General features: G+C 64.3%; 20 protein-coding genes and 1 pseudogene. 3 read left to right on the top strand and 18 right to left on the bottom strand.

From position 1 onward, the window contains the following. Nucleotides 1-4 precede the first annotated feature (4 nt). From LPA34_RS11220 to LPA34_RS11210, 3 genes are all read right to left on the bottom strand, one after another. Nucleotides 5-952: a PDR/VanB family oxidoreductase gene (locus LPA34_RS11220; protein ID WP_228978024.1), complete on the bottom strand. Its 948-nt coding sequence runs from the start codon at nucleotides 950-952 to the stop codon at nucleotides 5-7. 8 nt (nucleotides 953-960) lie between these two features. Further along, complete coding sequence (locus LPA34_RS11215; protein ID WP_228978022.1) at nucleotides 961-2,007, bottom strand: aromatic ring-hydroxylating oxygenase subunit alpha; 1,047 nt, start codon at nucleotides 2,005-2,007, stop codon at nucleotides 961-963. A gap of 225 nt (nucleotides 2,008-2,232) precedes the next feature. Further along, complete coding sequence (locus LPA34_RS11210) at nucleotides 2,233-4,080, bottom strand: sigma-54-dependent Fis family transcriptional regulator (protein WP_228978020.1); 1,848 nt, start codon at nucleotides 4,078-4,080, stop codon at nucleotides 2,233-2,235. 340 nt (nucleotides 4,081-4,420) lie between these two features. Here LPA34_RS11210 and LPA34_RS11205 point away from each other — a divergent pair, with 340 nt between their 5' ends. Both LPA34_RS11205 and LPA34_RS11200 read left to right on the top strand, forming a co-directional pair. Then, complete coding sequence (locus LPA34_RS11205; RefSeq protein ID WP_228978018.1) at nucleotides 4,421-5,902, top strand: benzaldehyde dehydrogenase; 1,482 nt, start codon at nucleotides 4,421-4,423, stop codon at nucleotides 5,900-5,902. A 27-nt stretch (nucleotides 5,903-5,929) separates the two neighbouring features. Beyond that, on the top strand, nucleotides 5,930-7,033 hold the full coding sequence (locus tag LPA34_RS11200) for an NAD(P)-dependent alcohol dehydrogenase (RefSeq protein WP_228978015.1): 1,104 nt from the start codon (nucleotides 5,930-5,932) through the stop codon (nucleotides 7,031-7,033). A gap of 84 nt (nucleotides 7,034-7,117) precedes the next feature. Here LPA34_RS11200 and LPA34_RS11195 read toward each other — a convergent pair whose 3' ends face one another. The 5 genes from LPA34_RS11195 to LPA34_RS11175 all read right to left on the bottom strand — a co-directional run bounded on the left by LPA34_RS11195 (nucleotide 7,118) and on the right by LPA34_RS11175 (nucleotide 12,621). Then, nucleotides 7,118-8,050: an alpha/beta hydrolase gene (locus tag LPA34_RS11195; RefSeq protein ID WP_228978014.1), complete on the bottom strand. Its 933-nt coding sequence runs from the start codon at nucleotides 8,048-8,050 to the stop codon at nucleotides 7,118-7,120. 117 nt (nucleotides 8,051-8,167) lie between these two features. Then, a complete protein-coding gene (locus LPA34_RS11190; RefSeq protein ID WP_228978012.1) occupies nucleotides 8,168-8,941 on the bottom strand; it encodes an SDR family NAD(P)-dependent oxidoreductase in 774 nt (257 codons plus the stop codon). Between the two features lie 21 nt (nucleotides 8,942-8,962). Beyond that, nucleotides 8,963-9,865 (bottom strand): amidohydrolase family protein, encoded by a 903-nt coding sequence (locus LPA34_RS11185; RefSeq protein ID WP_228978011.1) that lies wholly within the window; start codon nucleotides 9,863-9,865, stop codon nucleotides 8,963-8,965. A 14-nt stretch (nucleotides 9,866-9,879) separates the two neighbouring features. Then, complete coding sequence (locus tag LPA34_RS11180) at nucleotides 9,880-11,763, bottom strand: feruloyl-CoA synthase (protein WP_228978009.1); 1,884 nt, start codon at nucleotides 11,761-11,763, stop codon at nucleotides 9,880-9,882. Between the two features lie 75 nt (nucleotides 11,764-11,838). Beyond that, nucleotides 11,839-12,621: a crotonase/enoyl-CoA hydratase family protein gene (locus LPA34_RS11175; RefSeq protein ID WP_228978007.1), complete on the bottom strand. Its 783-nt coding sequence runs from the start codon at nucleotides 12,619-12,621 to the stop codon at nucleotides 11,839-11,841. 164 nt (nucleotides 12,622-12,785) lie between these two features. Here LPA34_RS11175 and LPA34_RS11170 point away from each other — a divergent pair, with 164 nt between their 5' ends. Next, entirely contained in the window at nucleotides 12,786-13,250 is a 465-nt protein-coding gene (locus LPA34_RS11170; RefSeq protein ID WP_411178935.1) for a MarR family winged helix-turn-helix transcriptional regulator, read from the top strand. On the opposite strand, the gene LPA34_RS11165 is transcribed toward LPA34_RS11170, so the two are convergent. The 10 genes and pseudogenes from LPA34_RS11165 to LPA34_RS11120 all read right to left on the bottom strand — a co-directional run bounded on the left by LPA34_RS11165 (nucleotide 13,227) and on the right by LPA34_RS11120 (nucleotide 24,908). Further along, nucleotides 13,227-14,813, bottom strand: a complete 1,587-nt coding sequence (locus tag LPA34_RS11165; RefSeq protein WP_228978004.1) for a methyl-accepting chemotaxis protein — start codon at nucleotides 14,811-14,813, stop codon at nucleotides 13,227-13,229. The genes LPA34_RS11170 and LPA34_RS11165 overlap by 24 nt on opposite strands. 12 nt (nucleotides 14,814-14,825) lie before the next feature. Beyond that, the gene (locus LPA34_RS11160) at nucleotides 14,826-15,902 is read right to left on the bottom strand and encodes a porin (RefSeq protein ID WP_228978003.1); all 1,077 of its coding nucleotides are present in this window, start codon (nucleotides 15,900-15,902) and stop codon (nucleotides 14,826-14,828) included. Nucleotides 15,903-16,109: 207 nt separating this feature from the next. Next, nucleotides 16,110-17,366, bottom strand: a complete 1,257-nt coding sequence (locus LPA34_RS11155) for an MFS transporter (protein ID WP_228978001.1) — start codon at nucleotides 17,364-17,366, stop codon at nucleotides 16,110-16,112. 573 nt (nucleotides 17,367-17,939) lie between these two features. After that, nucleotides 17,940-18,317: pseudogene (locus tag LPA34_RS11150) on the bottom strand (helix-turn-helix domain-containing protein); the annotation flags it as partial. Continuing rightward, nucleotides 18,314-19,492 (bottom strand): NAD(P)/FAD-dependent oxidoreductase, encoded by a 1,179-nt coding sequence (locus LPA34_RS11145; RefSeq protein WP_228977999.1) that lies wholly within the window; start codon nucleotides 19,490-19,492, stop codon nucleotides 18,314-18,316. The gene LPA34_RS11145 and the pseudogene LPA34_RS11150, both read right to left, overlap by 4 nt. Continuing rightward, entirely contained in the window at nucleotides 19,489-20,859 is a 1,371-nt protein-coding gene (locus LPA34_RS11140; RefSeq protein ID WP_228977997.1) for an FAD/NAD(P)-dependent oxidoreductase, read from the bottom strand. Before LPA34_RS11140 ends, LPA34_RS11145 begins: the two co-directional genes overlap by 4 nt. Beyond that, the gene (locus tag LPA34_RS11135) at nucleotides 20,844-21,158 is read right to left on the bottom strand and encodes a (2Fe-2S)-binding protein (protein ID WP_228977994.1); all 315 of its coding nucleotides are present in this window, start codon (nucleotides 21,156-21,158) and stop codon (nucleotides 20,844-20,846) included. The genes LPA34_RS11140 and LPA34_RS11135 overlap by 16 nt, the downstream gene beginning before the upstream one ends. Beyond that, nucleotides 21,155-22,999 (bottom strand): ABC transporter ATP-binding protein, encoded by a 1,845-nt coding sequence (locus tag LPA34_RS11130; RefSeq protein ID WP_228977991.1) that lies wholly within the window; start codon nucleotides 22,997-22,999, stop codon nucleotides 21,155-21,157. The genes LPA34_RS11135 and LPA34_RS11130 overlap by 4 nt, the downstream gene beginning before the upstream one ends. Beyond that, complete coding sequence (locus tag LPA34_RS11125; protein WP_228977987.1) at nucleotides 22,999-23,958, bottom strand: ABC transporter permease; 960 nt, start codon at nucleotides 23,956-23,958, stop codon at nucleotides 22,999-23,001. The genes LPA34_RS11130 and LPA34_RS11125 overlap by 1 nt, the downstream gene beginning before the upstream one ends. Then, nucleotides 23,955-24,908, bottom strand: coding sequence for an ABC transporter permease (locus LPA34_RS11120; protein WP_228977984.1), 954 nt, complete (start codon nucleotides 24,906-24,908; stop codon nucleotides 23,955-23,957). Before LPA34_RS11120 ends, LPA34_RS11125 begins: the two co-directional genes overlap by 4 nt. Nucleotides 24,909-25,010: the final 102 nt, after the last annotated feature.

Genomic DNA, 25,010 nt, shown 5'->3' with positions numbered 1-25,010 from the left:
CCTGTCACAGGTCCAGCACCAGCACGGGTGATTTCGAACGCGAACAGCACGGCAGGAAACAATCGTTAGCGGCCCGCTCGTCGTCCGTGAGATAAACGTCCCGATGATCCGGCTCACCCGAAAGCACCCGCGTCAGACAGGTGCCACAGACGCCTTGCTCGCACGAGGTCGGCACGTCGACGCCGGCGGCCATCAGCGCTGCGATGACGGTCTGGCTGCCCTTGACGTCGATCACCTGACCGCTGCTGGCCAGTTCAACCCGGAAATCGGCGCCCGAAGCCTCTGGTTGCGCAACTGCGGCGAAGTACTCCCGATGCAGGTTACGCTCGTCCCAACCCGCTGCGACAGCGGCATCCAGCACTGCACCGATAAAGCCGGCCGGCCCGCACACATACAGATGCTTACCCGCTTCAGGCGCGGCCAATAGCGCGCGCAGGTTCACGCGTTCGTCTGCGGGCGCGCTGTCGAAGTATAGATGAACACGACCAGCAAAACGCGCCTCGGTGAGCCGCTCGCGGAACGCGGCGCGCTCCGGATCGCGAGTGCAGTAGTGCATCTCGAAGGACGACCCTGAACCTGCGAGATGCCCGGCCATGCTGAGAATGGGCGTCACCCCGATGCCGCCCGCGAGCAACAGCGAATGAGTCGCCGCCTCCGCAAGCGGGAAGTGATTCTTCGGCTCGCTGATTTCCAGCAGACTGCCCTCGGCCAGCGCATGCATCGCGATCGAACCGCCGCGCGAATGGACCTCACGCAGCACACCAATCACGTACCTGCGAAGATCGCCGGGCCGGTTGCACAACGAATACTGGCGCACGAGTCCGTCGCCCACGTGAACGTCGATGTGCGCGCCCGCCGCAAAAGCAGGTAACGCGGAACCGTCCGGTCTCGCCAGTTCAAACGCGCAGATGTCGGTAGCAACGTCGTACTTATGGATAATTCTGACTTGCATACTGGACCTCAGGAGACAGCCGCGACGGTCTGACGCTCAGCCGCGATGAGCCGCTCGATGATCCGGCGTGACTGCACACCGCCCGCATCGATGTTCAACTTGAGCAGATTGCGCTCGGGATGCGCCAGCAGGTTGCGCTGCTGCGCCTCTAGCATCTCGAGGTCTTCCCCGAATATTTTCCCCTGCCCTTCGCGGATCGTTTCGGTTAGCCTGGTATCTTGCGGATTGAAATTGCGCGCCATGCCCCAGAAATACCAGATCGACGTATCTGTCTCCGGTGTGATGAAGTCGACGACGATGCTCGACGCCTTGTGCTGCGCGTCTGCGTGATAACCGCCCTTGCCGGCATGGGCCACGCCCACCTCGATCATCACATGGCTCGGTGGCGTGAAGCGGCAAATCTGCCAGCGGTCGCAAGGCACATTGTCCGCAAGTCCGTTGCCGCGCAGCGCGGCGGCCCAGAACGGTGGCGGCATGATGTTCTCCATGAAACGGCGCGTGACGACCGTATCACCTTCGATCTTTGTCTCCGGCGCGGACTCCTCGATTTCCGCCTGACCAATGCTTGATGCGTGCACGTAGGTCTCGTGCGTGAGGTCCATCAGGTTATCGATCATCAAACGGTAGTCGCAGGCGATGTGATACAGGCCACCGCCGTGCGCCCACTCCGGGTTCTCTGCCCATTCGAGATGATGGATTTTTGCCGGATCGGCCAGCGCCGCATCACCGGGCCATACCCAGATGAAGCCGTAACGTTCGACCGCAGGGAAACGACGAATCGATGGAAACCCGCCGACCCGTTGCCCGGGCATGCCGGCACATTTGCCCTCGCTCCCCATCGCCAGGCCGTGATAGCCGCAGACCAGCTGGCCGTCGCGCATGAAACCCAGTGAAAGCGGCGCACCGCGGTGTGGACAGAAGTCTTCAAGCGCGGCGACCGTGCCGTCAGGACCGAGAAACAACACCATGCTTTCGTTGCAGATCCGGCGGCCGAGTGGCCGGCCGGCAATTTCATCGGGCGTGCACGCCACATACCAGGTGTTCTTCAGGAACATGTCTCCACCTTATGTATACATTCTTCGTAGAATTTACTTAGGGCCCGCCGTCGCCACTGTGTATATATGGCCTTTTTAAAGCCATAAAATTTAAAACAAGCCAAAAGCACAGTATGTCGCCGGATCATTCTGGATACTTATTGTATACAAACTAGGCGAGGCGTCTAATCTTTCATCACGGTTCGCGGGTAAACACGGATGTGACGCGCACCGCGAGGCGATACGTCAGCAAGCTCGGCTTTTGCCTGTCCGCTTCGTCATGCGGTAAGCGAACTGCGCGCGCGTCAGACCGACAAGCCGCGCGGCGGCCGAGACGTTGCCGCCCGCACGAGCGAGCGCATCGGCAAGCAGCTGCGCCTCGACCGCGTCGATCGATACAGGCACTTCGGCACGGGGTCTCGCCGTGGCACCTGCCGTCAATTCCCCCTGCGCCTGGGACACGTCGGCGCATTCTGCCCGCAGGATGCCGCCATCGACCGAATACAGTTCGGCCGCGGGCATGGGCTCATGACGGAACAGATGGGCCAGGTCAATCGGCTCGCCATCGTCGACGGCAATCACGCCGCGCTCGACCATGTTGCGCAGCTCGCGAATATTCCCGGGAAACGCGTAATTCAGCAGCGTGCGCCGGGCACGTGGCGTGAGGCCCGGGGTCGTGCGGCCGTGCTCCCGGCAAAACTGCAGCAAAAAACCGTCGATCAGCAACGCGATGTCGTCGCGGCGTTCCCGCAACGGCGGAATCACGATCGGGAACACATTGAGCCGGTAAAACAGATCTTCGCGAAACCGGCCGCGTTTCACCTCTTCGCGCAACTCGACATTGGTCGCGGCGATCACGCGGACATCGACCCGCAGTGTGCGCAAACCGCCGACCCGCTCGACTTCGCGCTCCTGCAGCACGCGCAGCAGTTTTCCCTGGGCGGCATAAGGCAGACTGCCGATCTCATCGAGAAACAGTGTGCCGCCCGCCGCGCGCTCGAAGCGCCCCGCGCGCGACTGCATCGCCCCCGTGAACGCGCCGCGCTCGACGCCAAACAGCTCAGCTTCGACGAGCGTGTCCGGCAGCGCCGCGCAGTTGACCGCGACGAACGGACCCGCCGCACGAAGGCTGCGACGGTGCAGTGTCGCCGCGAACAATTCCTTGCCCACGCCCGACTCGCCGGTCAGCAGCACTGCCGTGCCGGTTGGGGCCACGCGCGTCATCGCGTCGCGCGCCGCGACAAACGCAGCTGCCTGCCCGACCAGACCGTCATCTGCCATCGATGCGGGCCGCACGATCGAGCGGCGCTTCTGCCGGTCCCTTGCTGCGTGACCGGGTTCATAAGCGGTTGCGTCGACATGCGCCCCCTCGCCTCCGGCCACGACAGGTGTGTCGAGATAGCGAAGATCGTCCGCGACGTCGTCCCAGCGTGGCGCGTCGCGCCCAATGACACGACACCGCGCGCTGCCCATCGCCCGGCATTCGACCTCGCGAAAAACCACCAGCGTTCCCGTCAGCCCGGTCACATAGCCCATCGCGTAACCGAGTTCCATCCAGCAGGCCGGCTCGTGACCGACTCCACAGGCCGCAATATGCTCGTCCGCTTCCGACGCGTGATGCCAGAGAAATTCGCCGTCGTAGTGTCCGCTCGCAGCGTCGAACGCGAAATGCAGCGACTCGACCTTCACCACGCCTTCGAGCGCGTGAAGGCGCGTACCCGCGACAAGCAGCGATGCGCCATCAGCCTCGGGCCAGCGCTGCCGCACCAGCACCGCATCGCGCGCCCCGGACGCATAGCCCGCGCGCGTCAGCAGGCGGCGTGCAGAGTCGGTTCCGACGCACTCGATCAACTCGCGCCGCAGCGAACCGAACGTCGCGCTGTGCAGCAACAGCATCCGCTGGTCATTGAGCCAGATCCGGCCATCGCCGGGAGAGAAGAACAGGCATTCGGCCAGGTCGCCGAGCGTCGGCGCCGCACCCGCATCGAGATGCGCGCTGTCGCCGGGCTTCATCAGCGCACCGGACAGGCGCACCGCATCGGCAAGCGAGACTCGGATGGCATCGGTGGGCCGTCGTGTGGCTGAATCGAACATCGCGTCTCCTTCCGTTTCCTGTTTGCGTCAAGTTGTAAAGACCAGGCTTCGCCAGATAGTTATTTGATGAAATAATCAATTTTTATATTTGTTATTTGATATAACTTTTATCATTTGCGCAAGCTGAGGATGTCCCGCCCCACCCGCGAGGTGCCACTCAAGTGCCGCTTCGATGCAAGGTGCCGCCATGGCCCAGCCCGTCCCACTGCCGTTCCGGTGCCAGGACACGGCACCGGAACGGCATGCGCGACGGTAATGGCACGGCTATTGCAAGGAACGTTGCGTGCGCGTGAACCTGATACGAGCGCACTCATCTATTCAAACCAAGGAGACAAACACCATGGCAGACACCCAGCCGAACCGGCTCATCGATCACGCCCTCTGGAGCGGCCGTCTGTTCGGCGGTGCGGACGGCACCTGGTACCCGGCTAGCGAAACGCGCGACGTCATCGAACCCGCGACAGGAGAACGCCTCGCGCAGGTCGGTCTCGCGCGCCCCGCGGATGTCGCACGCGCCTGCGCGCACGCCGCAGCGGCGCAGCCGGCATGGGCCGCGCTTGCGCCGCGCGAACGGGCAGCCGTGTTTCGCCGCGCCGCCGCCGCATTCGAACGCGACGCCGATGCGCTCGCGCATTACATTGCACGCGAAACCGGCGGCATCCTTGCGAAGGCACACCACGAAGTCGCCGAAGCGGCGACGCTCCTCCACCTCGCAGCAGGTTTGCCGCTGCAGCCTCAGGGACTCGTACTGCCCACGACCGCCGGCCGTCTAAGCTACGCGCGGCGTGTTCCGCACGGCGTGGTCGGGGTGATCTCACCGTTCAACTTTCCGTTGATCCTGTCAATGCGCTCCGTTGCCCCTGCGCTTGCGACCGGCAACGCCGTCGTGCTGAAGCCCGATGCGCAGACACCCATCTCCGGCGGTTTTCTGATTGCCCGCGCGTTCGAGGAAGCCGGCCTGCCTGCGGGCCTGCTGCAGGTACTGCCCGGCGACGCCGACGCCGGCGCGGCACTCGTGGAAGCGCGCGAAGTCGGGATGATCGCCTTCACCGGCTCGACGACCGCGGGACGCAAGGTCGGCGAGCTTGCAGGACACCATCTGAAGAAAGTCTCGCTCGAACTCGGCGGCAAGAACACGCTGATCGTGCTCGACGACGCCGACCTCGATGTCGCCGCCAGCAATGCCGCGTTCGGCGCGTTTTTCCATCAAGGCCAGATCTGCATGGCGACCGGGCGTATCGTCGCGCATCGCAAGATCGTGGCGGAACTGACACGGCGGCTCGTCGAGAAGGCCACGCACCTGCCGGTCGGCAACCCCGCAAGCGGCACCGTCGCGCTCGGACCGCTCATCAACGCGCGGCAACTGCAGCACGTCGACGCGATCGTGCGCGCCTCCGTTGAGGCAGGCGCGGTGCTTGAAGCGGGCGGCACCTATGAGCGGCTGTTCTACAAACCGACGGTGCTGTCGAACGTTCAACCCGGCATGTGCGCGTTCGACGAGGAAATCTTCGGGCCTGTGGCGGCCGTGACGCCGTTCGATACCGACGACGAAGCCGTCGCCCTCGCGAACCGCACCGATTACGGCCTGTCGTGCGCGGTGATCGGTGCCTCGGTTGGGCGCGCGACGGCAATCGGCGAGCGGCTGAAGTGCGGCCTGCTGCATATCAACGACCAGACCGTGGCGGACGAATGCGTCAACCCGTTCGGCGGACGCGGCCAGTCGGGCAACGGCTGCAACGTGGGCGGACCATCCGACCTCGACGAATATACGCAATGGCAATGGGTGACGGTGAAGGGCGCGGCCGCCCCTACACCGTTTTAACGACCGGTCAGAACAAGGAGACAAACGATGAAAATCAAGGCAGCCGTGGTGCGGGACAAAGGCGGACCGCTCACGCTCGAAACACTGGACCTCGAAGACCCGCGCGATGACGAAATTCTCGTGCGCGTGGTGGCGACCGGCGTTTGCCACACCGACGTCGTGGTGCGCGACGGCCTGTTGCCGACACCGCATCCGGTGGTACTCGGCCACGAGGGCGCGGGTATCGTCGAGCGGGTGGGACGCAACGTGACCAAAGTTGCAGCAGGCGACGCCGTGGTCATGACCTACGACTCATGCGGCGAGTGTCCGTCGTGCGCGGCGCATGCGCAGAGCTATTGCCACGCATTCTTTCCGCGTAACTTCTTCGGCACGCGCCCAGACGGCAGTAGCGCGCTGTCGAAGGAAGGTACGCGGATTCACGGCAACTTCTTCGGCCAGTCGTCGTTTGCGACGCATGCGCTGTGTCACGAACGCAATGTCGTGAAGGTACCGGGCGATGCACCGCTCGAACTGCTCGGCCCGCTCGCGTGCGGCGTGCAGACCGGCGCTGGCGCCGTCATGAACGCCCTGCGCGTGCCTGCCGGCGCATCGTTCGCGGTGTTCGGCGCCGGCTCGGTCGGGCTTTCGGCGGTGATGGCCGCGCGCGTCGCGGGCGCCACGACGATCGTGGCGATCGACCTGCATGACGAGCGGCTCGACTTCGCGCGCAGTGTCGGTGCAACACATACGCTGAACCCGTCGCGCGACGACGTGGTCGCCTCGCTGGTTGCGTTGACAGGCTACGGGATCGACTACGCACTCGACACGACCGGTCTCGCGAAAGTGATCCGCCAGGCGGCCGGCAGTCTCGCGCCACGGGGCACCTGTGGCGTACTCGGGGCGTCGGCGCCCGGTACCGAGATCGTCCTCGACGAGGTGCATTTCATGAGCGGCGGGCGCCGGTTGATGGGGATCGTCGAAGGCGAATCGGATCCGGACACCTTCATCCCGGCGCTGATCGAACTGCACCGGCAAGGGCGCTTTCCGTTCGACCGGATGGTGAAGTTCTATCCGCTTGACGAGATCAATACGGCGATCGCCGATTCACTCGAAGGACGCACGATCAAACCGGTCGTGCGGATGGAAGCTTAAGCGACAGGCAAGTGAGGGCGCCGGTCAGCTAACCCGGCGCCCTCATATGAAATCACGCCGCGTCTACGACGCGGCGCCTGGCACTTAACGCAGCGCGCTGCGCAACGCCTGCCCGATCTGCTGTTGCGCGAGGCGAGCCGCCGTGACGCCGCCGCCCATGCTGATGAAGGCGTGCGCGAGCCCATGATATTCGATCACCATCACCGCATTGCCGGCCGCAAGCAGGCACTCGCCGTAGGCCAGGGCTTCGTCGCGCAACGCGTCGAACCCGGCGATCTGAAGCAGCGCCGGGGGTAAGCCGGAGAGATCGGTAGCCAGCAGCGGCGCTGCGCGGAAGTCCGAAGGCACTACGCCCTCGCCCAAATAGTGGCGATTGAAATACCCGATCGAGCGCAGGGTCAGTGTCGGTCCCCCGGCATGCCGGGTGCGCGACGGATAGTCGCCATGGACGCCGGCCGCTGCCGGCGGATACATCAATGCCTGGAATGCAATCGAGGGACCATTGCGATCTCGCGCCAGCAGGCTCGTTACCGTTGCAAGCGAGGCGCCCGCGCTATCGCCTGCCACCGCGAGGCGGGCATCCTCGCCGCACAGCTCGCCCGCATGCGCCGCCACCCATTCGAACGCGGCCCACGCATCGTCGACCGCGGCCGGAAATGGATGCTCGGGTGCCAGGCGGTAGTCGACCGACACGACCACCGCGCCAGCGTCTTCGCCCAGTTGACGACACACGTTGTCATAACCATCCAGATCGCCGAGTACGTAGCCCCCGCCGTGGTAGTAGACGACGATACCGTGAGGCACCTCACCGCGCGGCGTGTAGACGCGCAAATCAAGCGGTCCGCCCGGGCCTTCGATTGTGCGATCGGACACGTCGACGTCAGCAGGCGCGACGTCAGCGGCCGCGAGGATTTGCCGGTACAAGCCGCGAGAAGCGACGACCGGCAGGTCGCACAGATCGGGCACACCGGCCGCGCGCGCCTGTGTAACGATGGCTTCGAGTTGTTTATCCAGCATGATCGATCCTGAGCAGTTGAAGTAGTGAGTAGCGAAAGTGCGCGTTCATTTCAACTGACGCGACGGCCCGCGCCGAACCGTCCGATGTTCCTTATGGACGCCGCTTGAGGGCGCCACTTACCGCGGGGCCATCCGCAATGCGCCGTCAAGCCGGATCACTTCACCGTTCAAAGCCACGTTGTGCACGATATGCAGCGCCAGACCCGCAAACTCCTCGGGCTTGCCGAGCCGCTTCGGGAACGGGATCGAAGCGGCAAGCGACTGTTGAACCTCTTCCGGCAGTGCATGGAGCAAGGGCGTGAGAAACAGTCCCGGCGCGATCGTCATCACGCGTACGCCGTACTGGGCAAGATCGCGTGCGAGCGGCAACGTGAGCGAGACGAGCCCGCCCTTGGACGCTGCGTAGGCCGCCTGCCCCACCTGCCCGTCGTAGGCGGCCACCGACGCCGTGCAAACAATCACGCCGCGTTCGCCATCCGCAAGCGGTTCGGTACCCGTCATGCGTGCCGCTGCAATACGGATGACATTGAATGTGCCAAGCAGATTCACGTTGATGACGCGTGCGAAGTCCTCCTGCGGCATCGGCGCGCCGTCGCGTCCGACGAGCCGCTTCGCCCCGCCGATCCCCGCGCAGTTGACCAGAATCCGTGCCACGCCGTGCGCCCGTTCGGCTGCGTCGAGGGCCGCTTCGACCGAAGCCGTATCCGTGATGTCGCAACGCTGGGCGAACGCATGCGCGTGGCCCAGTTCTTCAGCCAGCGCCTGCGCCGCTGCTTCATTCACATCCAGCAGCGCGACCCGTGCGCCGGCTGCAACCAGGGCACGCGCCGTTTGCGCGCCGAGCCCCGATGCGGCACCCGTGACGAGTGCCGCCTGTCCTTCTGCCTGCATGTCCTGAGTTCCTTTAAAAGTTCAGCCGGCCTGTGCCGGTTCAGGTTTCGCGCCGAGACCGAGCAGGCGCACCGCGTTATCCTTGAGCAGCAGGTGATGCACTTCCGGTTTGAAGCCGGCCTTCTGGAAATCGTCGAGCCAGCGGTCCGGGTGAATCAGCGGGAAGTCGGAAGCGAACAGCATCCGCTCCTTCAACAGCGAGTTCGCGTACTGCACCAGTTGCGGCGGGAAATACTTCGGCGACCAGCCGGACAGGTCGATGTAGACGTTCGGCTTGTGCAGGCAGATCGACAGCGCCTCGTCCTGCCACGGCCACGATGGATGCGCGATCACCACCTTCATGTCGGGGAAGTCGGCTGCGACGTCGTCCAGGTGGATCGGCTCCGAGTACTTGAGCCGCAGTCCGCCGCCGCCGGGCATGCCGCTGCCGATGCCGGAGTGACCGCTGTGGAATATCGCAGGCAGCCCGTACTCGGCAATCACTTCGTACAACGGATAAGCCATCCGGTCGTTCGCATAGAAACCCTGCACGGTCGGATGAAACTTGAAACCGCGCACGCCGCATTCCTCGATCAGCCGCCGGGCCTCGCGCGCGCCCATCTTGCCCTTATGCGGATCGATGCTCGCAAACGCGATCATGATGTCGCTATTGTTCGCAGCAAACTCAGCGATCTCTTCATTCGGAATCCGGCGGCGGCCCATCTGGCTTTCGGCGTCGACGGTAAACATGACGAAACCGATCTTGCGTTCCCGGTAATAGTCGATCGTCTCGGGAATGGTCGGGCGGCGCCCCTGGCGCAACACGGTGCCGAAATATTTGTCCGCCGCGTCGTCGAACTCCTTGCCGAACAGGTCGGGCGGCTGGCAGCACGACACCTCGGCATGAACGTGTGTGTCGATTGCAATCAGGTTATCGATATCCATCAAGCCTTTCTCCGTCAATGACTGTTCCCGGCCGCCGCGACCGAACGCGGCACCCAGACGGTAAGCGTGGGGTCGCCGCGATAGAGCGCGTCGACGGTTGCGGCGCGCTGCGCAAGCACCACGCGCTGGTTGATCGACCCTTTATCGGTGACTTCGCCGCTCGCGAGTGACGGCGGCGGGTCGAGCAGCGCAGCACGCGCCACCCGGCTCGCACTGCCCGTGCCCCCGGCATACAGTTCGTCGACGAGAGCGGCAAATATCGCCACCACCTCCGGATGCGCGTAGACCTGCGCGGCCGGTACGTCGGCAAACGCACCGCAAAGCTGACGGCAGGCCGCGAGGTTCGGCACCAGCAACACGCCGATCTCGTGGCGATCGTGCCCGGTGACCACGACGTCGCCGACATACGGGCTTCCGGCTGCAATCACGCGTTGCCGCAGCGGACCCACGCTCACCCAGGTGCCGGTATTCAGCTTGAAGTCTTCGGCCACCCGGCCATCGAACACGAAGCCACGATCAGGATTGGCCGGATCGAGCCAGCGCACCGCGTCGCCCGAACAGAAGAAGTGGTCTTCGTCGAACGCTTCGGCGCTCTGTTGCGGCGCACGCCAGTAGCCCGGCGTCACATTCGGGCCGCGATAGCGCACTTCGAGCTTGCGGCTGCTGCCGTCGCCAACGGCCACGAGTTTCAGTTCCATGCCGGGCAGCGGCACGCCAATCTGACCCGCCATCACCTCGGTCTCGACGATCATCAGCGCCGATGGCGCAGTCTCTGTCATGCCGAGGCCCGTATTCATCACGATCCGCTCGCCGCAATGCGCGACGGCGTTCGCGTGAAGGCGGTCCCATACGGGTTGCTCGAGTGCCGCTCCGGCATAGAACTGCATGCGCAGCCGATGGTAGAAGGTCTCGCGCAATCCGGCATCGTGCTCAAGCGCGCGGGCAATTTCTTCCCACCCTTTCGGCACGTTGAAATAGACCGTCGGCGAGATCTCGCGCAGGTTGGCGAGCGTTGTCGCCATGCCGTCCGTTGTCGGCTTGCCGTCGTCGATGTAGAGCGAGCCGCCATGGAACAGCGTCAGTCCGAAGTTCTGGTTGCCCCCAAACGTGTGATGCCAGGGTAGCCAGTCGATGAACACCGGCGGCTCTTCGGCAAGAAACGGCCATGCCGCGGTTTCCATCACGAGGTTGCTGGACCACATCCGGTTCGTATTAATCACCGCCTTCGGCATCTTCGTCGAGCCTGACGTGCACAGGAACTTGACGATCGTGTCGGGGCCGGTCGCGGCCCGCGCCCGGTCGACGGCGTCGGTCGGCACGGTGGCGAGCAGTTCGTCTAACGATGTTGTCTTGCGCCCGGCGAGCGGCGCGTCGCTGACGACCACTTCGATGTCGGCCGCGACCGCATCGCGCAAGGCCGGAGCGAAACGGGCGCCATCATCGGCAAAGACCAGCCCCGGGGTCAACATCGCCAGAATATGGCGCAGTTTTCCGTAGCTCTTGTCGAGCAGCGAATACGCGGGAGAAACCGGCGCATACGGAACGCCGGCGCACATGCAACCGAGCGCCACGAGCGCGTGTTGCAGCGAGTTGCCGGACAGAATCGCCACCGGACGTTCGGCCGACAGGCCGCGCGCGAGCAGCGCTTCCCCGATGCTGCGCGCGGCTGCCGCCGCTTGCGCGTAGGTGACGTGCTGCCATTGCCCGTCGGGGCCGCGGCGCGCCACCAGGGTGCGCTCAGGCGCTGCCGCGGCATGTGCGAACAGCCGGTCGATCACACGCTCCGGATACGGCGCCAGCGGCGTCGTCGAGCGAACGCGCAACGTGCCGTCGGGCGTTTCAGTCACTTCGAGGGGACCGACGCCGAAATTTACGCGTCGATAGGCATGTTCTGACATCAATTGTCTCCGTCCATCATCCTGTTTGCAGCGGCCGTGTTCAGCCGTCTTGTTGCGCCGTGCGCGAGCGCGGATTCACGCCGGGCGCACGCGACCGACCTTATGCTCGAGGAACGCAGCCAGCCGCTCCTGGGTCTGGGGATCGCTCAGTGCAATCGCGGCCATCAGCGATTCGGTCAGCAAACCATCCTGAATCGACTGGTCTGCGATCCGCGGCAGCACCTGCGTCACTGCGTAGTTGGTCGTGGGGGAATTCTGCGCGATCCGCCCGGCCAGTTCGCGAGCCCTGGCAAGCCCTTCGCCGCTCTTCACGAGGTACTGGGCGATGCCGGCGTCGTATCCTTCTTTCGCGTCATAGACGCGGCCGGTCAGCATCATGTCGGCCATGCGCGCCACGCCGATCAGGCGCGGCACCCGCACCGACGCGCCACCGCCGACGAAGAGGCCGCGGCTGCCTTCCGGCAACGCATAGAACGCCGACTCCTCGGCAACACGAACGTGACATGCGGAGGCCAGCTCGAGGCCGCCGCCGATGGTCGCGCCCTTCAGCACGGCGACCACCGGGGCGCGGCCGAACTGGATCTGTTCGAACGCGGCATGCCACATGCGCGAATGGTGCATCGCCTCCACCGTGGCGCGCTCGCGCATCTCCGCCAGATCGAGCCCCGCACAGAAGTGTTCGCCCTCGGCGTGCAGGATGATCGCCCGAACGGTTGCCGGCATCGTTTCGAACACGTGACGTAACTCCGTCACCAGCGCATCGCTAATCGCGTTACGCTTGGCGGGACGGTTGAGGCACACCAGCGCGATCGGTTCCTCGAACTGGACATTCAGATACTGATAAGAAGGTTGCGTCATGTTCATGGTCATTGAGTGTCGGTGTTGAAGCATGGATTTAGTTATACAACATAACTATTAAGGTGGCAAGTTCCGGTGTCTTCACCGTGACCCCGTGCGCCTTGTTCGATAACCCCGCGTGTTATGATCGGCGCGCCCTTTCTTGTGCGAAAGCATCTACTTCCATGGCGTCAAAACCTGCTCCCGACAACGCTGCCAGCGATCAGGCCGACCAGTCCGAACTGCTCGGCCTCGTCGGCTACAATCTCCGCCGCGCGTATCTCGTCATTCAATCGCGGTTCGACGAGCGGATGGAAAAACACGATCTGCGGCAGGCTGAATTCAGCGTGCTGTCGGTCGTGAAAAGCAATCCCGGCATCAATCAGAAAGCGCTGGCCGAGGCGCTCGTGGTCGCGCCGCCCAATCTCGCCACGCTGCTCGACCGCCTCGAAGCGCGCGGCCTGCTCACCCGGCAGCGCAACCCCGAAGACAAGCGGGCGCAGCTCGTCGAACTGACGACACAAGGCGCACAGCTCTGCGGTCGCGCCCTGAAAGCGGCGGTGAACGCGGACGATGCCGCCGTAGGGCGACTTTCCGTTGCCGAACGCAGGCAATTGAAAGCGCTATTACGGAAGATCTTCACGGATTGAAGCGACACCCGCCCTGCCACCCGGGGCAGGCGACGGACCTGCCCACGACACGCCGTCGGTCTTGTTGAGGCTGCACATCACAATCAGATCCGGTCCGGCAGGCATCACATACGCCATCTTGTCCACGGCAACGCGCGTCTCTGGATGCAGGCTGCGGAATTCAATCCAGCCGCCGCCACTGTCGGCGCACTGCATGGTTTTGCGGTTCAACTCCTCGACGTTCACCCCCGGCGCTGCAACCGCCGGCTTGTCGGCTTTGCCCGGATCCGCGCCGAAGGCGCGGAAATAGCCACGGCGATCGAGCACGATGATGAACAGATCGCGATCGACAAAATCCCCGTCACGTTGATGGAAGCGTCTGATCGCAGCAGCCGCGCCTTCATTGCGGATCAGCGCCACCGCCCGCTCGACGAGCGCACGCGCTTCGTCGGCGCACCCCTGGCGTAGCTTCATTGAAATCACCGCCGCCGACAACTGGTGCGACTGCTGGCGTAGTCGCTCGGCAGAATGGGCCGAGCTGTCGACCATCTGCGCATTACTGTGGGTGATGCGATTGAGGCTCTGCACCGACTGCCCGATACTCAGCAGCCCGTCGAGCTGCGCGGCGCTGGACGAGGAGATCACCCGCGCCTTGTCTGCGATCTGACTGATGTCCGCGACCACGATGCCCAGTGCGGTGCTCGCCTCGCGGATGCGCTTCACGCTGACGCTGACCTCGGCCGTCGAGCCTTCGATCAGCGTCTTCACCTCGGCGGCCGCCGTCGCACAGCGTTGCGCCAGCATGCGCACTTCGGCAGCCACCACGGCAAAGCCACGTCCGACCTCGCCGGCGCGCGCCGCCTCCACGGCCGCATTAAGCGCGAGGATGTTGGTCTGAAAAGCAATACTGTCGATCACGCCGATCATGTCGGTCATCTGGCCGGAGCGCTCCTCCAGCCCCTGCATGGAAATCACGGCCGAGTCGACAATCGCCGTGCCGCTCTCCGCGGCACGGCGAACCCGCTCGGTCAACGCGTCGGCTTGCTGCGCATCGCTCGCATTGACCTCCACGGCGCCGACCAGCTCCGCCACACTGTTCGAGGTCTGCTTGAGACTGCCCGCCTGCTCTTGCGTGCGGCTGGCAAGCTCGCGCGCGCCGGCCAGCAACTGGTCACCCGCCATCGCCACGAGTTGCGCCTCGCTGCGAATGCTGGACACGAGATGCGAGAACCGACGCATCATCGCGTCCATGCTGCGGCCGATGCCAGCGAGTTCGTCTGAGCCTTGCAGCGGCCACGATCTGGACAGGTCGCCCCCAGCCAGGATATTGACCATCTCGTCGAGCGCCCCGATGGAAAGTCTCAGACTCGCGTGGAAGCACAGCATGAAGTAAGCCCAGAGCACCACGCACAGACCCGAAGCCACCGGGTAGAACGACGCCGTGCCGCTACGCGCGTGAGCCACCGACAGGCAGGCACCTACCGCCAGCGGCGCCACCAGCAACAGAAACTTGCTTCGCAGGCGAAGCCGCCGCATCGTGGCGATGCCGGGACCCAGCACGAACGACCCGCGAGGGGCGAGCATATCGACCGGCACTCAGAAGTGCGTCTGCATGCCGATACGGCCGATGAACTGCGACGCCGAACTCGACGCCACCATCACGTCGTTGATCTGCGCGTTGGCGCCTTCATTCGCACGCTGATAAACGGTCGCGACATAGACGCTTGTGCGTTTCGACAAGAAATATTGCAACATCGCCGTCAGCTGGTGCGCGTGATTGTCGTCGACCACCGCGTTACCCTTCATATACGAATACGCGCCGCTCAAACTCAAAAAGGGGTTGATCTGCCACGCGGTGCCGGCCTCGACCTGCCATATGCCGGCGCCATTCAGGTTATTGCGCACGGTGGTGAAGAGCCCCGTCAGCGTGACCGCGCCCAGGTGATAGTGCGTACCGACACCCCAGTTACGCACGCTGTCCTGACCACCGGGCGTCGCCGTTTTTACGAGCGTGTACGCGGCATTCGCGCCGAACGCGCCATTCACATAATTGAGCCCGAAACTCGACGCGTTGCCCGCGCCAATGGAACCAGGCACGCCGCCAAAGCCGTACATGGCGCCGGCCGAAAATCCATTGAAACTCGCACTCTGATACTTGACCGAATTGGTGATCCGCTCGCCGGCCATCCGGTCCCAGTCGAACGCGCCAGTCGGATTGGCCGGCAGCGCAAGCTTGTCGAACGGCCCGTTACGGAAGTCGTAGATACCCGCTGCATAGATAGCCGCGTCGTTGTAGCCGAAGAACAGCGAGTCAGTCATGAAATCATACTGATTGCCGAGCGTGAGACGCCCGAAACGATCGTCATCGAGACCTACGAACGCCGTACGGCTGAACAGGCTCTGCCCCGGCATGAACGCGCCGCTGCCGAGTTCGAACTGATTCGTCAGTTCGAACACCGCCCGCGTGCCACCGCCGAGATCCTCCTTGCCGGAAAATTTCAACAGGTTCGGCACTGCAATCCCGTCATCGAACTTCAGTACGCTGCCGCCGCCCTGATTGCTGACATACGACACGCCACCGTCAATCAGGCCGCTGATCGTCACGCTGCTCTGGGCGAACGCGTGGCACGCGAACAGCATCCCGGCCGCTGCACAAACCGCTTTCATCTTCATCGACTGTCTCCTTACCCTGGATATAAATTGCGACTTTTCGTCGTCGGTTGGTTTGCTGCTACTTCTGTCACACGACCCGGATTCGCCCCGGCAGATACGGACGAGCCGATCCCCAGCCTTCTGGCCGATCTGAATCCGGGTGGTTGAATATGTGCGGATGCGCGCCGGCGTTTTTGCCCGGGCACCCGAAACGGGTGCGCTAGCGCGTCACACTGGATCGCCCGACGTACCGAGCGTGGCAGCCCTGCTCTCCAGCTTGCGCGGCGCAGTCTCGGCGAGGAACAACGAAACGGCGGCGCCGGCGATCAGGCCACCGAGTGCGAAATCAAGCGTGAATGCCAGACCAAAGTGCTGCGCAATGAAGCCCGCGATTGCAGGCGCGAGACCGCCGCCGAAGATCTCTCCGGCACCGGAGATAAAACCGACTGACGACGCAACCAGTCCAAACGGTGCGGCCTCCGTGGCAATCGGTCCGCTCAGCAGCCCGAGCAGTCCGAGCGCAAACACCGAAATGCCGAACAGCAACACGAACAGAAGCGGCGGATTCGGGCCGGCCTGCGAGAACACATACAGCAGAATCGCCGCCGCGACGAACGCGATGACTGCCGCGTTACGGCGTCCGATGTAATCGGAAACACCCGCCACGCCGAACGAGCCGATGAAGCCGCCGAAGCCGATCGCCGACACGACGAAACCCATGCTCTGCGTATCCAGATGCAGCACTTCGACGAGGTACGTCGGCACCATCGCGCTGACGACGAATATGCCGGCCATCGCACACAGGATCGCCGCCATGGCCAGCCATACGTTTCGACTGGCGAAGAGTGCCGTCCAGCGCGGTCGCGTCGCACCGGACATCGCAGTCTTCAGTTCGCTGCGCGGTTTGTCGCGCAGCGTGCGTGCGATCAGCGCTGCCACGATCAGCCCCGGTACCGCTGAAATCATGAATACCCAGTGCCACGACGGCACGACGCGCAACAACTGCGTCGCGAGGATGGGAGCGAAACCGAGACCGAGGAGGGAAAACATGCTGAGCTGCAAGCCCTGATTAAAGCCACGGCGCGCCGGCAACGAGGCCTCCCCGGTGGCGGCGACGCTGGCCGGCGTGAATGCACCTTCGGCAATACCCATCACCGCGCGGATCAGCATCAGACTGGCGAAGCTGGTGGCAAGCCCCGACAGGCTCGACAGGAGCGAGAAGGCGACCATCGTGACCACCAGCATTTTCTTGCGACCGATGCGGTCCGATACCGGCCCCATGGCGATCGCCCAGATGCCCCATGTCACGCTCAGGATGCCAATCAGACTGCCGAGCTGCTGAAAATTGAGCCCGAGGTCGTGCATCATGTAAGGGAATAGTGGCGCGACGATCCATCGGTCAAGACCGACAAGGCCGAACCCAAGGCCGAGCAGGATGAGTGTCTTGCGCTCGTAGGCTGTGTCGTGTTGGGGGGTAGTGCTCATGAAGGCGTCTCCTGTTGTCCGGCATTTTACTTATGATCTATATTTGTTATAGATGATAAGTTGTTTACCGGTGAATGCAAGCGACGCCTGCTAGGGGAAAACGCTGAATGACCTATCTTTCAATATTGTCAACTGTGGGGTGTCATGGAGATAAATCTGGACGGCAAAGTGCCCGAAATCTTGATATGCAACGATGTTCGCGGCGCACTTGATGAACTTGAACCGTACTGGATCGCCGTGTCTCAGCCTGGATGGCCGCCGGTCAAACCCTGATCCGGACAGGCGTGGGACACGCCATGGGAGAATGCAAACGAATCCTTGTGTAGCCCTGAACAGGATCGTCGAGATGCGCAGGCTTGTGACCAGGCGCTCAGCGCTCCGGGCCGGTGCAATGATCTACAACCTGATGCTCACGTGCCGGACGTGCAATGTCGAACCGTGTGAAGACTACATTACGTGGCCAGAACTGGCATTCTGGAATCGGGAAAGCTGGTGCTCGACTGAGCGCTCGGCGCTCATCGCCGGGGCCGTGGATTTTGCTCTGGCCGCGCGCCGCGCGCCCGCAGACGACGCAGCAGAAGTTTGCACGCCGCCACGCGTCGCTGTCTTCGCCGAGCTCGCTGCGCTCGCCGCCGCGCGCTCGATAAACGTGCTCGGTGTCATGCCGCAGCATCGTTTGAAATGCCGGCCGAAATGACTCTGGTCGAAGAAGCCAACCTCGGTCGCGACGGCCGATCCGGGCACGCCTTCCAGCAACAAGGTTTGCGCGCGCTGTATGCGCAGGCCACACAGATAGCGATAGGGCGATGAACCGTACTGCTGCCGGAACACGGTCGCGAATCTTGACACGCTGAGCGCGGACAGTTTGGCGAGTTGCGCGAGCGTCACCTGTTCGTCGAAATGCGCCTCGATGAAGTCGCGTGCGGCGTTGAGGGTCAGGGGTTGTTTCATGACGTCGCGGTCTCAGAGCGGCCCGCTGTTTTCTTCGCGAAGCGCAGGATGGAAAACACGTCGAGCGGAATGGGCGTGCTCCCGGTGTCGACGAGTTCGGCCAGCGTCTCGCCCACACCCGGACCGATCTGGAATCCCGAGCCGCTGAAACCGAACGCGTAGTAGAGGCCATCCACCTTGCTGCTCGGGCCGATCACCGGTTCGCCATCGGGTAGATAACTTTCCACACCGCTCCACACGCGAATCACATGCAGCGGCGCCATCGCGGGTACGAGGCGGCGCAACTGCGCCAGTTGCCGTACGGTGTTGCGAGGCAGGACCGACGCGCGCGAGGTTGCCGCATCGGCCGGGCCGCCCGGGCCACCGCCGAGGATGATATTGCCGCGCGGAATCTGCCGAAAATAGATGCTCTCTTCCTTGATTGACGTAAACACGCCCATCGATGAGCGGAACACGTACGGCACCGGTTCGGTCACCGCCATTTGCGGGCCGCTGGCGGTCAGCGGCACCGTTTCGCCGAACTGTTCGGTCAGCCGGCTTGCCCAGGCGCCGGCGCAGATCACGAGTTGCGCGGCCCAATACACGTCGCCGCGCGCGCTCTCCACACGAAACCGGTCGCCGTCTTTTTCCACGCGAACGATTTCCGTGTTCTCGACGATCCGCGCGCCGAGTCGTGCGGCCGCCCGGCCAAACGCGGGCGCGGCAAGCCGCGGATTGGCGTGGCCATCGAGCAGCGAGATCGATGCTGCCAGTACTTCCCGTCCGAGAAACGGAAAGCGTCTGAACATGGCTTCGCCGTGCAGCACGTCGAGTTCGAGACCGCAGGCGCGGGCGTCGATCGCGTACTGATCGAAATTCTCGACATCCTTCTGGTGGTAACACACGCGCGTGTGGCCCGAGGGCAGGAATTCGATATCCTCGCCAAGCAGTTCGGACGAACGCTGCCATGTACGCAACGCGCGGTTGGCCATGGCCAGTTGCGGCAGCGCGCGCCCCTGGCGGCGAATGCCGCCGAAGTTCACGCCGCTCGCCTGTTGCCCGGTGAGGCCGCGCTCCAGCAGAATCACCGAACGGTTGCGCCGACGCAGGAAAAAGGCGGTGGTCGTGCCCATGATGCCGCCGCCGATCACGATGACATCGGCTTCCCTGGCGTTGGATGCGGTCGGCGCGCTCATTGCTCCGCCTCCTCGACCAGCGCCACGGGTAACGGTTTGACAGGGGCCTGCCCGCGCAGTCGTCCCACCGACGACAACGGCACCGAAGCCGCCGCCGCGATGATTTCAGCGCCCGCGTGGCCGCAATAGCGGCCCTGGCAACGGCCCATGCCGACACGCGAAAACGCTTTCGCGCGATTGGCCTCCTGCGCGCCGCTCTCACGCACGACACGACGCAATTCGCCGGCCGTAATGGCCTCGCAGCGGCAGACGATCGTCTCGTCCGGAATCGACGCGGCGAATCTTGCGGGCCAAGGGAAAGCGGCCCGCAAGCCCGCGGCAAAGCGCGTGAAGCGCGCCAGTTCGGCACGCAGACGCTCGACACCCTCGACCTGGACGCCGTGATCCTGCAGCGCCGCCAGCGCCGCGAGACGGCCCGAACGCTCAGCAGCGTCCGCACCGCGCACGCGGGCGCCGTCACCGGCCAGATAGACCCCTTTCACACTGCTGCGGCCGTCTTCGTCGATGCGCGGCAGCCACTGCTGCGCGTTGTCGTCGAAAACGAACTGGCAACCCGCGAGGTCCGCAAGCTGCGTTTCGGGACGCAGGTGATAGCCGAGCGCCACCGCCTCACAGGCCACCTCGAAGCGCTTGCCGCCCGGCAAGGCGACCTCGACACCGCTCACTCCTGTCTGCGGCGAACTTTTGATTTCGATGGGCTGCACACCGCGATGCACCGGCACACCCGCTCGCGCCAGCACGCGCGTCAACGCGATCCCTTTTCTGAGCGCGGACGGAATCGCCAGCAAACGAGGCAGCGCGGCCACACGCTGCATGAAAGTCGACGTATCGAGCACCGCCGCGACCTGCGCGCCCGCCTTCACATATTGCGCGGCCACCAGATACAGCAACGGGCCGCTACCCATCATTACCGTGCGCGCGCCGATCGCGCAGCCCTGCGATTTCAGCGCGACCTGCGCGCCGCCCAGGCTATAGGTGCCGGCGAAGTGCCAGCCCTTGACCGGCATCAGCCGGTCCGTCGCGCCACTGCAGACGATCAGGCTGTCGAACGACAGCGTCCGGTAGCGCGTGCCACTCATCAGATGGACGGTGTCCGGCGTGATATTCCAGACCAGTGTCTCCGGCAGATAGTCGAGCTTGCCCTTCAGGGCATCGAAGCTCTGATGCAACGCGGCGGCACGTGCGGCCTCGGTGCCGTACAGCATCTCGTAGCTGCGCGAAAAGCCTTCCGGTTGCCGGCGGTAGATCTGACCGCCGTCGCGCCGTCCTTCGTCGATCACGGTCGGCCGCAGCCCCGCTTCCACCAGCGCCTGCGCGGCGCGCACGCCCGCCGGCCCGGTCCCGATGATGACTACACGCGGGGCCATACGCCCTCCCCGGCAATCGCCAGCGTGGTAACGATCGACATGCCGGGCGCGGCGGGTGTACTGCAGGCGCGCACGCGCTCGCCGTCCGTGGTCCACACCCAGCAGTCCTGGCAGGCGCCCATCAAACAGAAACCCGCACGGCGCCCATCACCGAATTCGGAATCGCGTAGCGTCGTCACACTGGTCAGCAACGCGACCATCAACGTGTCGCCCTCGGCCGCCTCGCGCACTACGCCGTCGACGGTGATCGGGAACGTCTTGCGCCCGCTCTCCGCGACTCGCACAAATCGTCCGTTCATGCCGGCGTTACCTCCACGGTTTGCAACCGGTGCAGCTCGGCCACCGGATGATGGCAAAGAATCTCCGCACCCGAAGGCAGCTTCTTCATGTCCGGCGGCGTCATATTGCACATCCCGTCGATGCGCACCGGGCAGCGCGCCCGGAACGCGCACAGCTCGGGGACATTGGCACTCGGCCCTAGTTGCGGCAAGGCGGTCAGGCCGATCTCGCGGCGCGCATCGAGCCAGCCGGGTTTCAGCGTGGGCACGGAATCGACCAGCAAGCCCGTGTAGGGGTGATACGGCGGCGCCGCGAGCAGGTCACGCTGCCCCGCTTCCACCCGATGTCCCGCATACAGCACGATCACTTCGTCGCAGATCGCCCGCACGGTCGAGATGTCGTGGCTGATGAACATGTACGACACGCCGAGTTCACGGCGCAACTCGGCCAGCAGATCGAGAATCGCGGCGCCGACCACCGTATCGAGTGCCGAGGTCACTTCGTCGCAAAGGATCAGCGCGGGATCGGCGGCAAGCGCGCGCGCCAGATTCACGCGCTGCTTCTGACCGCCGGAGAGTCCCGCGGGCACGCGCATGGCGATCGAGGCCGGCAGCTTCACCAGATCGAGCAATTCCAGCATCCGTTTATGCGCCGCCGCGCCACGCAGATGGTGATAGAACGCGAGCGGCCGCGCGAGGATATCGGCGATCGCATGGCTCGGGTTCAGCGCGGTGTCGGCGTTCTGGAACACGATCTGGATCTGCCGGTACTGCTCCGGCGTGCGCCGTGACAATTGCGCGGGCAACGGCTTGCCGTCGAACAGCACCTCGCCGCGCGCCCGGTCGACGAGACCCGCCACCACGCGCGCGAGCGTCGTCTTGCCGGAGCCGGATTCGCCGATCACGCCGAGCGTGCTACCGCGCGGGATCGACAGGCTGACGTCGTCGAGCACGCGCACGGCAGGCGAGCCAAAGCGGTCAATGTGTCCGTAGCCCGCTGCCAGGCCGCGAATTTCGAGCAACGGCGGCACCTGCTTGCCGGCGCCCGGCAGCGTGTCGAACCCGGCCTCCGGACGGCGCACCGCCGCGAGCAACTGACGCGTGTAGGCATCCACTGGCGCATCGAGCACCTGCGCAACCGCGCCGTTCTCCTTCACCGCGCCGCCGTTCAACACCACGATCCGGTCGGCCATCTGTGCAACCACCGCCAGATCGTGCGACACATAAACCGCGGTCGTACCGAGTTCGCGCACGACCTTCTTGAACGCCGCGAGCACTTCGATCTGCGTGGTGACGTCGAGCGCCGTGGTCGGCTCGTCGAACACCACCACGGCCGGGTCGGTGATCAGTGCCATGGCCGCCATCAGCCGCTGCAACTGCCCGCCCGACACCTGATGCGGATAGCGATCGCCAATCGTCTCCGGCGCGGGCAGCGCCAGTGCGCGAAACAGACCGGTCGCCTTCGCCCGCGCCGCGTCCGCCGACATCAGATGATGCAGCAAGGCCGGCTCGGTGACCTGATCCATGATCGTGCGGGCGGGATTGAAACCAGCCGACGCGCTCTGCGCGACATACGCCACGGTCCGCGCGCGCAACGCACGGCGCCCTTTGGCATCGAGCGACAGCACCTCCAGATCGCCGATGCGCACCGAACCGCCGCTGATCGAACAACCGGTGCGCGCATAGCCGAGGAGAGACAGGGCGATAGTCGTCTTGCCCGAGCCGGACTCACCGATCAACGCCAGCACTTCGCCCTTCTTCACCGAAAAATCGACACCCTTGACGATCTCGGTCACCGCCCCCGGTGCCGCACCGGCGACGACCCGCAGGCCCTTCACTTCAATCATGTCCCGATCAGCCATCACGCGCCTCCATGACTACGGCCACGCCGCCGCAAGTTGTCGATCAGCAGATTCATGCCGATGGTCAGCGTCGCAATCGCAATGGCCGGCATCAATACCGCAGGCGCGCCCTCGGACAGGCCGCCGATGTTTTCGCGCACCAGCGAACCCCAGTCCGCATTCGGCGGCTGCACGCCGAGGCCGAGGAAACTGAGCCCGCTCAGCAGCAGCACGATGAACACGAAGCGCAGGCCGAAATCGGCGAGCATCGGATGAATCATGTTCGGCAGCACCTCGACCCGTGCGATGTAAAACAGCCTCTCGCCGCGTGCCCGCGCCACCTGAACGTACTCGAGCTCCATCAGATTCACGGCCAGCGAGCGCGAAATACGGAACGCGCCGGGAATATAGGCCAGCGCGGCGACGGTCGTCAGCATCGTGATCGACGACCCGAACGCGGCAATCACAACGAGCGCAAGCACCTTGCTCGGAATCGAAATCAGTGCGTCGAACAGACGACTCAGGATTTCATCGACCCAGCGCCCGGACACCGAGGCGAGCAGGCCAAAGAACGTGCCAATCACGCTGGCGAGCACCGCCGCCGCCAGCGCAAGGCCGACTGTGTAGCGCGCGCCGTAGAGAATCCGGCTCAGCATGTCGCGGCCCAGATAGTCGGTGCCGAGCGGATACGCCGCGCTATAGCTGCCGAAAATCTGCGTGGACGTGAGCGTGCCGCCTTTATACGGCGCGACCAGCGGCCCGATGAACGCGACGATCAGCCAGAAGACCACCAGCGTCAGGCCGATCAGGCCCAGCACGGAAAAGCGATGCACCAGCCGTTTCAACATGCCCTGCTTCAGCGCGGCAATGTCGCCGCCGACCGGCGGCTCGATAGCGGGTTCATCGGGGCCCAGGTCGTACAACTCGGTGCCTGCATGGGGTACATGAGGAACGTGGGGATTGACAGGTTGGCTCATCATCGACGCAGCCTCGGGTTGGATACGATTTGACACAGGTCGGCGATCAGCACCAACGCGAGATACGCCGCGCAGAACACCATCACGCAGCCCTGTACGAGCGGCATGTCGCGGTTGGTGACGGCATCGACCATCAGGCTCGCGAGCCCGGGATAGTTGAAAATCGACTCCACGATCACCACGCCGCCGAACAGATACGACAGGCTCAACGCCACCGCATTGGCAATCGGCCCGATGGTGTTGGGCAACACATGCCGCAGCACCACGCGCGCGGGCGATGCGCCCTTGAGCACGGCCATTTCCACGTATGACGAATTGAGCTGATCGAGTACCGCGGCCCGCGTCATGCGCGCCATCTGCGCGACGATCACGCAGCACAGTGTCATCACCGGCATCGCATAGATGCGCAGTAGCGCGCCGAACGAATGGACCTCCGAGAGATACGACAGCGCGGGCAGCCAGCGCAGCTTGACGGCGAAGATCAGCACAGCAATGGTGGCGATCAGAAACTCCGGCACGGCAACCGTCGACAGCGTGAGCACGTTGAGCGTGCGGTCGAGCAGCGAGCCGCGGAACATCGCCGAGGCAATACCGATCAGCAATGCAACGGGCACCGAGACCAGCGTCGTCAGACCGGCCAGCACCAGGGAATTCGGTAGGCGCGTGGCGATCAGCTCGCTGACTGGCAGGTTGTTCGACAGCGAGGTGCCGAAGTTGCCGCTGACAATATGAATGAGCCACTCGAAGTAGCGTTGCAGCGCCGGCTGGTCGAGGCCGAACTGATGCCGCAATGCCGCGACGGCGTCCGGGGTCGCCGCCTGGCCGAGCGCCTGTTGGGCGGCATCGCCGGGAAGCAGCCCGGTGATGGCGAACACGACCGCAGAGACCAGCAGTAGCGTAAGCAGCGCGAGGCCAAGGCGCGCGGCGATGAGTCGTTGCGCGTGTGCTTTCATCGAAACTCACCTCCTGTGTCGACCAGAGTTAGCGCTTTAGCGCTTACTCTGGTCCCATGCAAGACATTGCGGTTGAAGCCGCACGCCACTCGATCCAGCGGC

The sequence above is a fragment of the Paraburkholderia gardini genome, from assembly GCF_907164575.1.
In the GTDB taxonomy this organism is placed as follows: Bacteria; Pseudomonadota; Gammaproteobacteria; order Burkholderiales; family Burkholderiaceae; genus Paraburkholderia; species Paraburkholderia gardini.
This window is presented reverse-complemented; position numbering and strand designations above follow the sequence as displayed.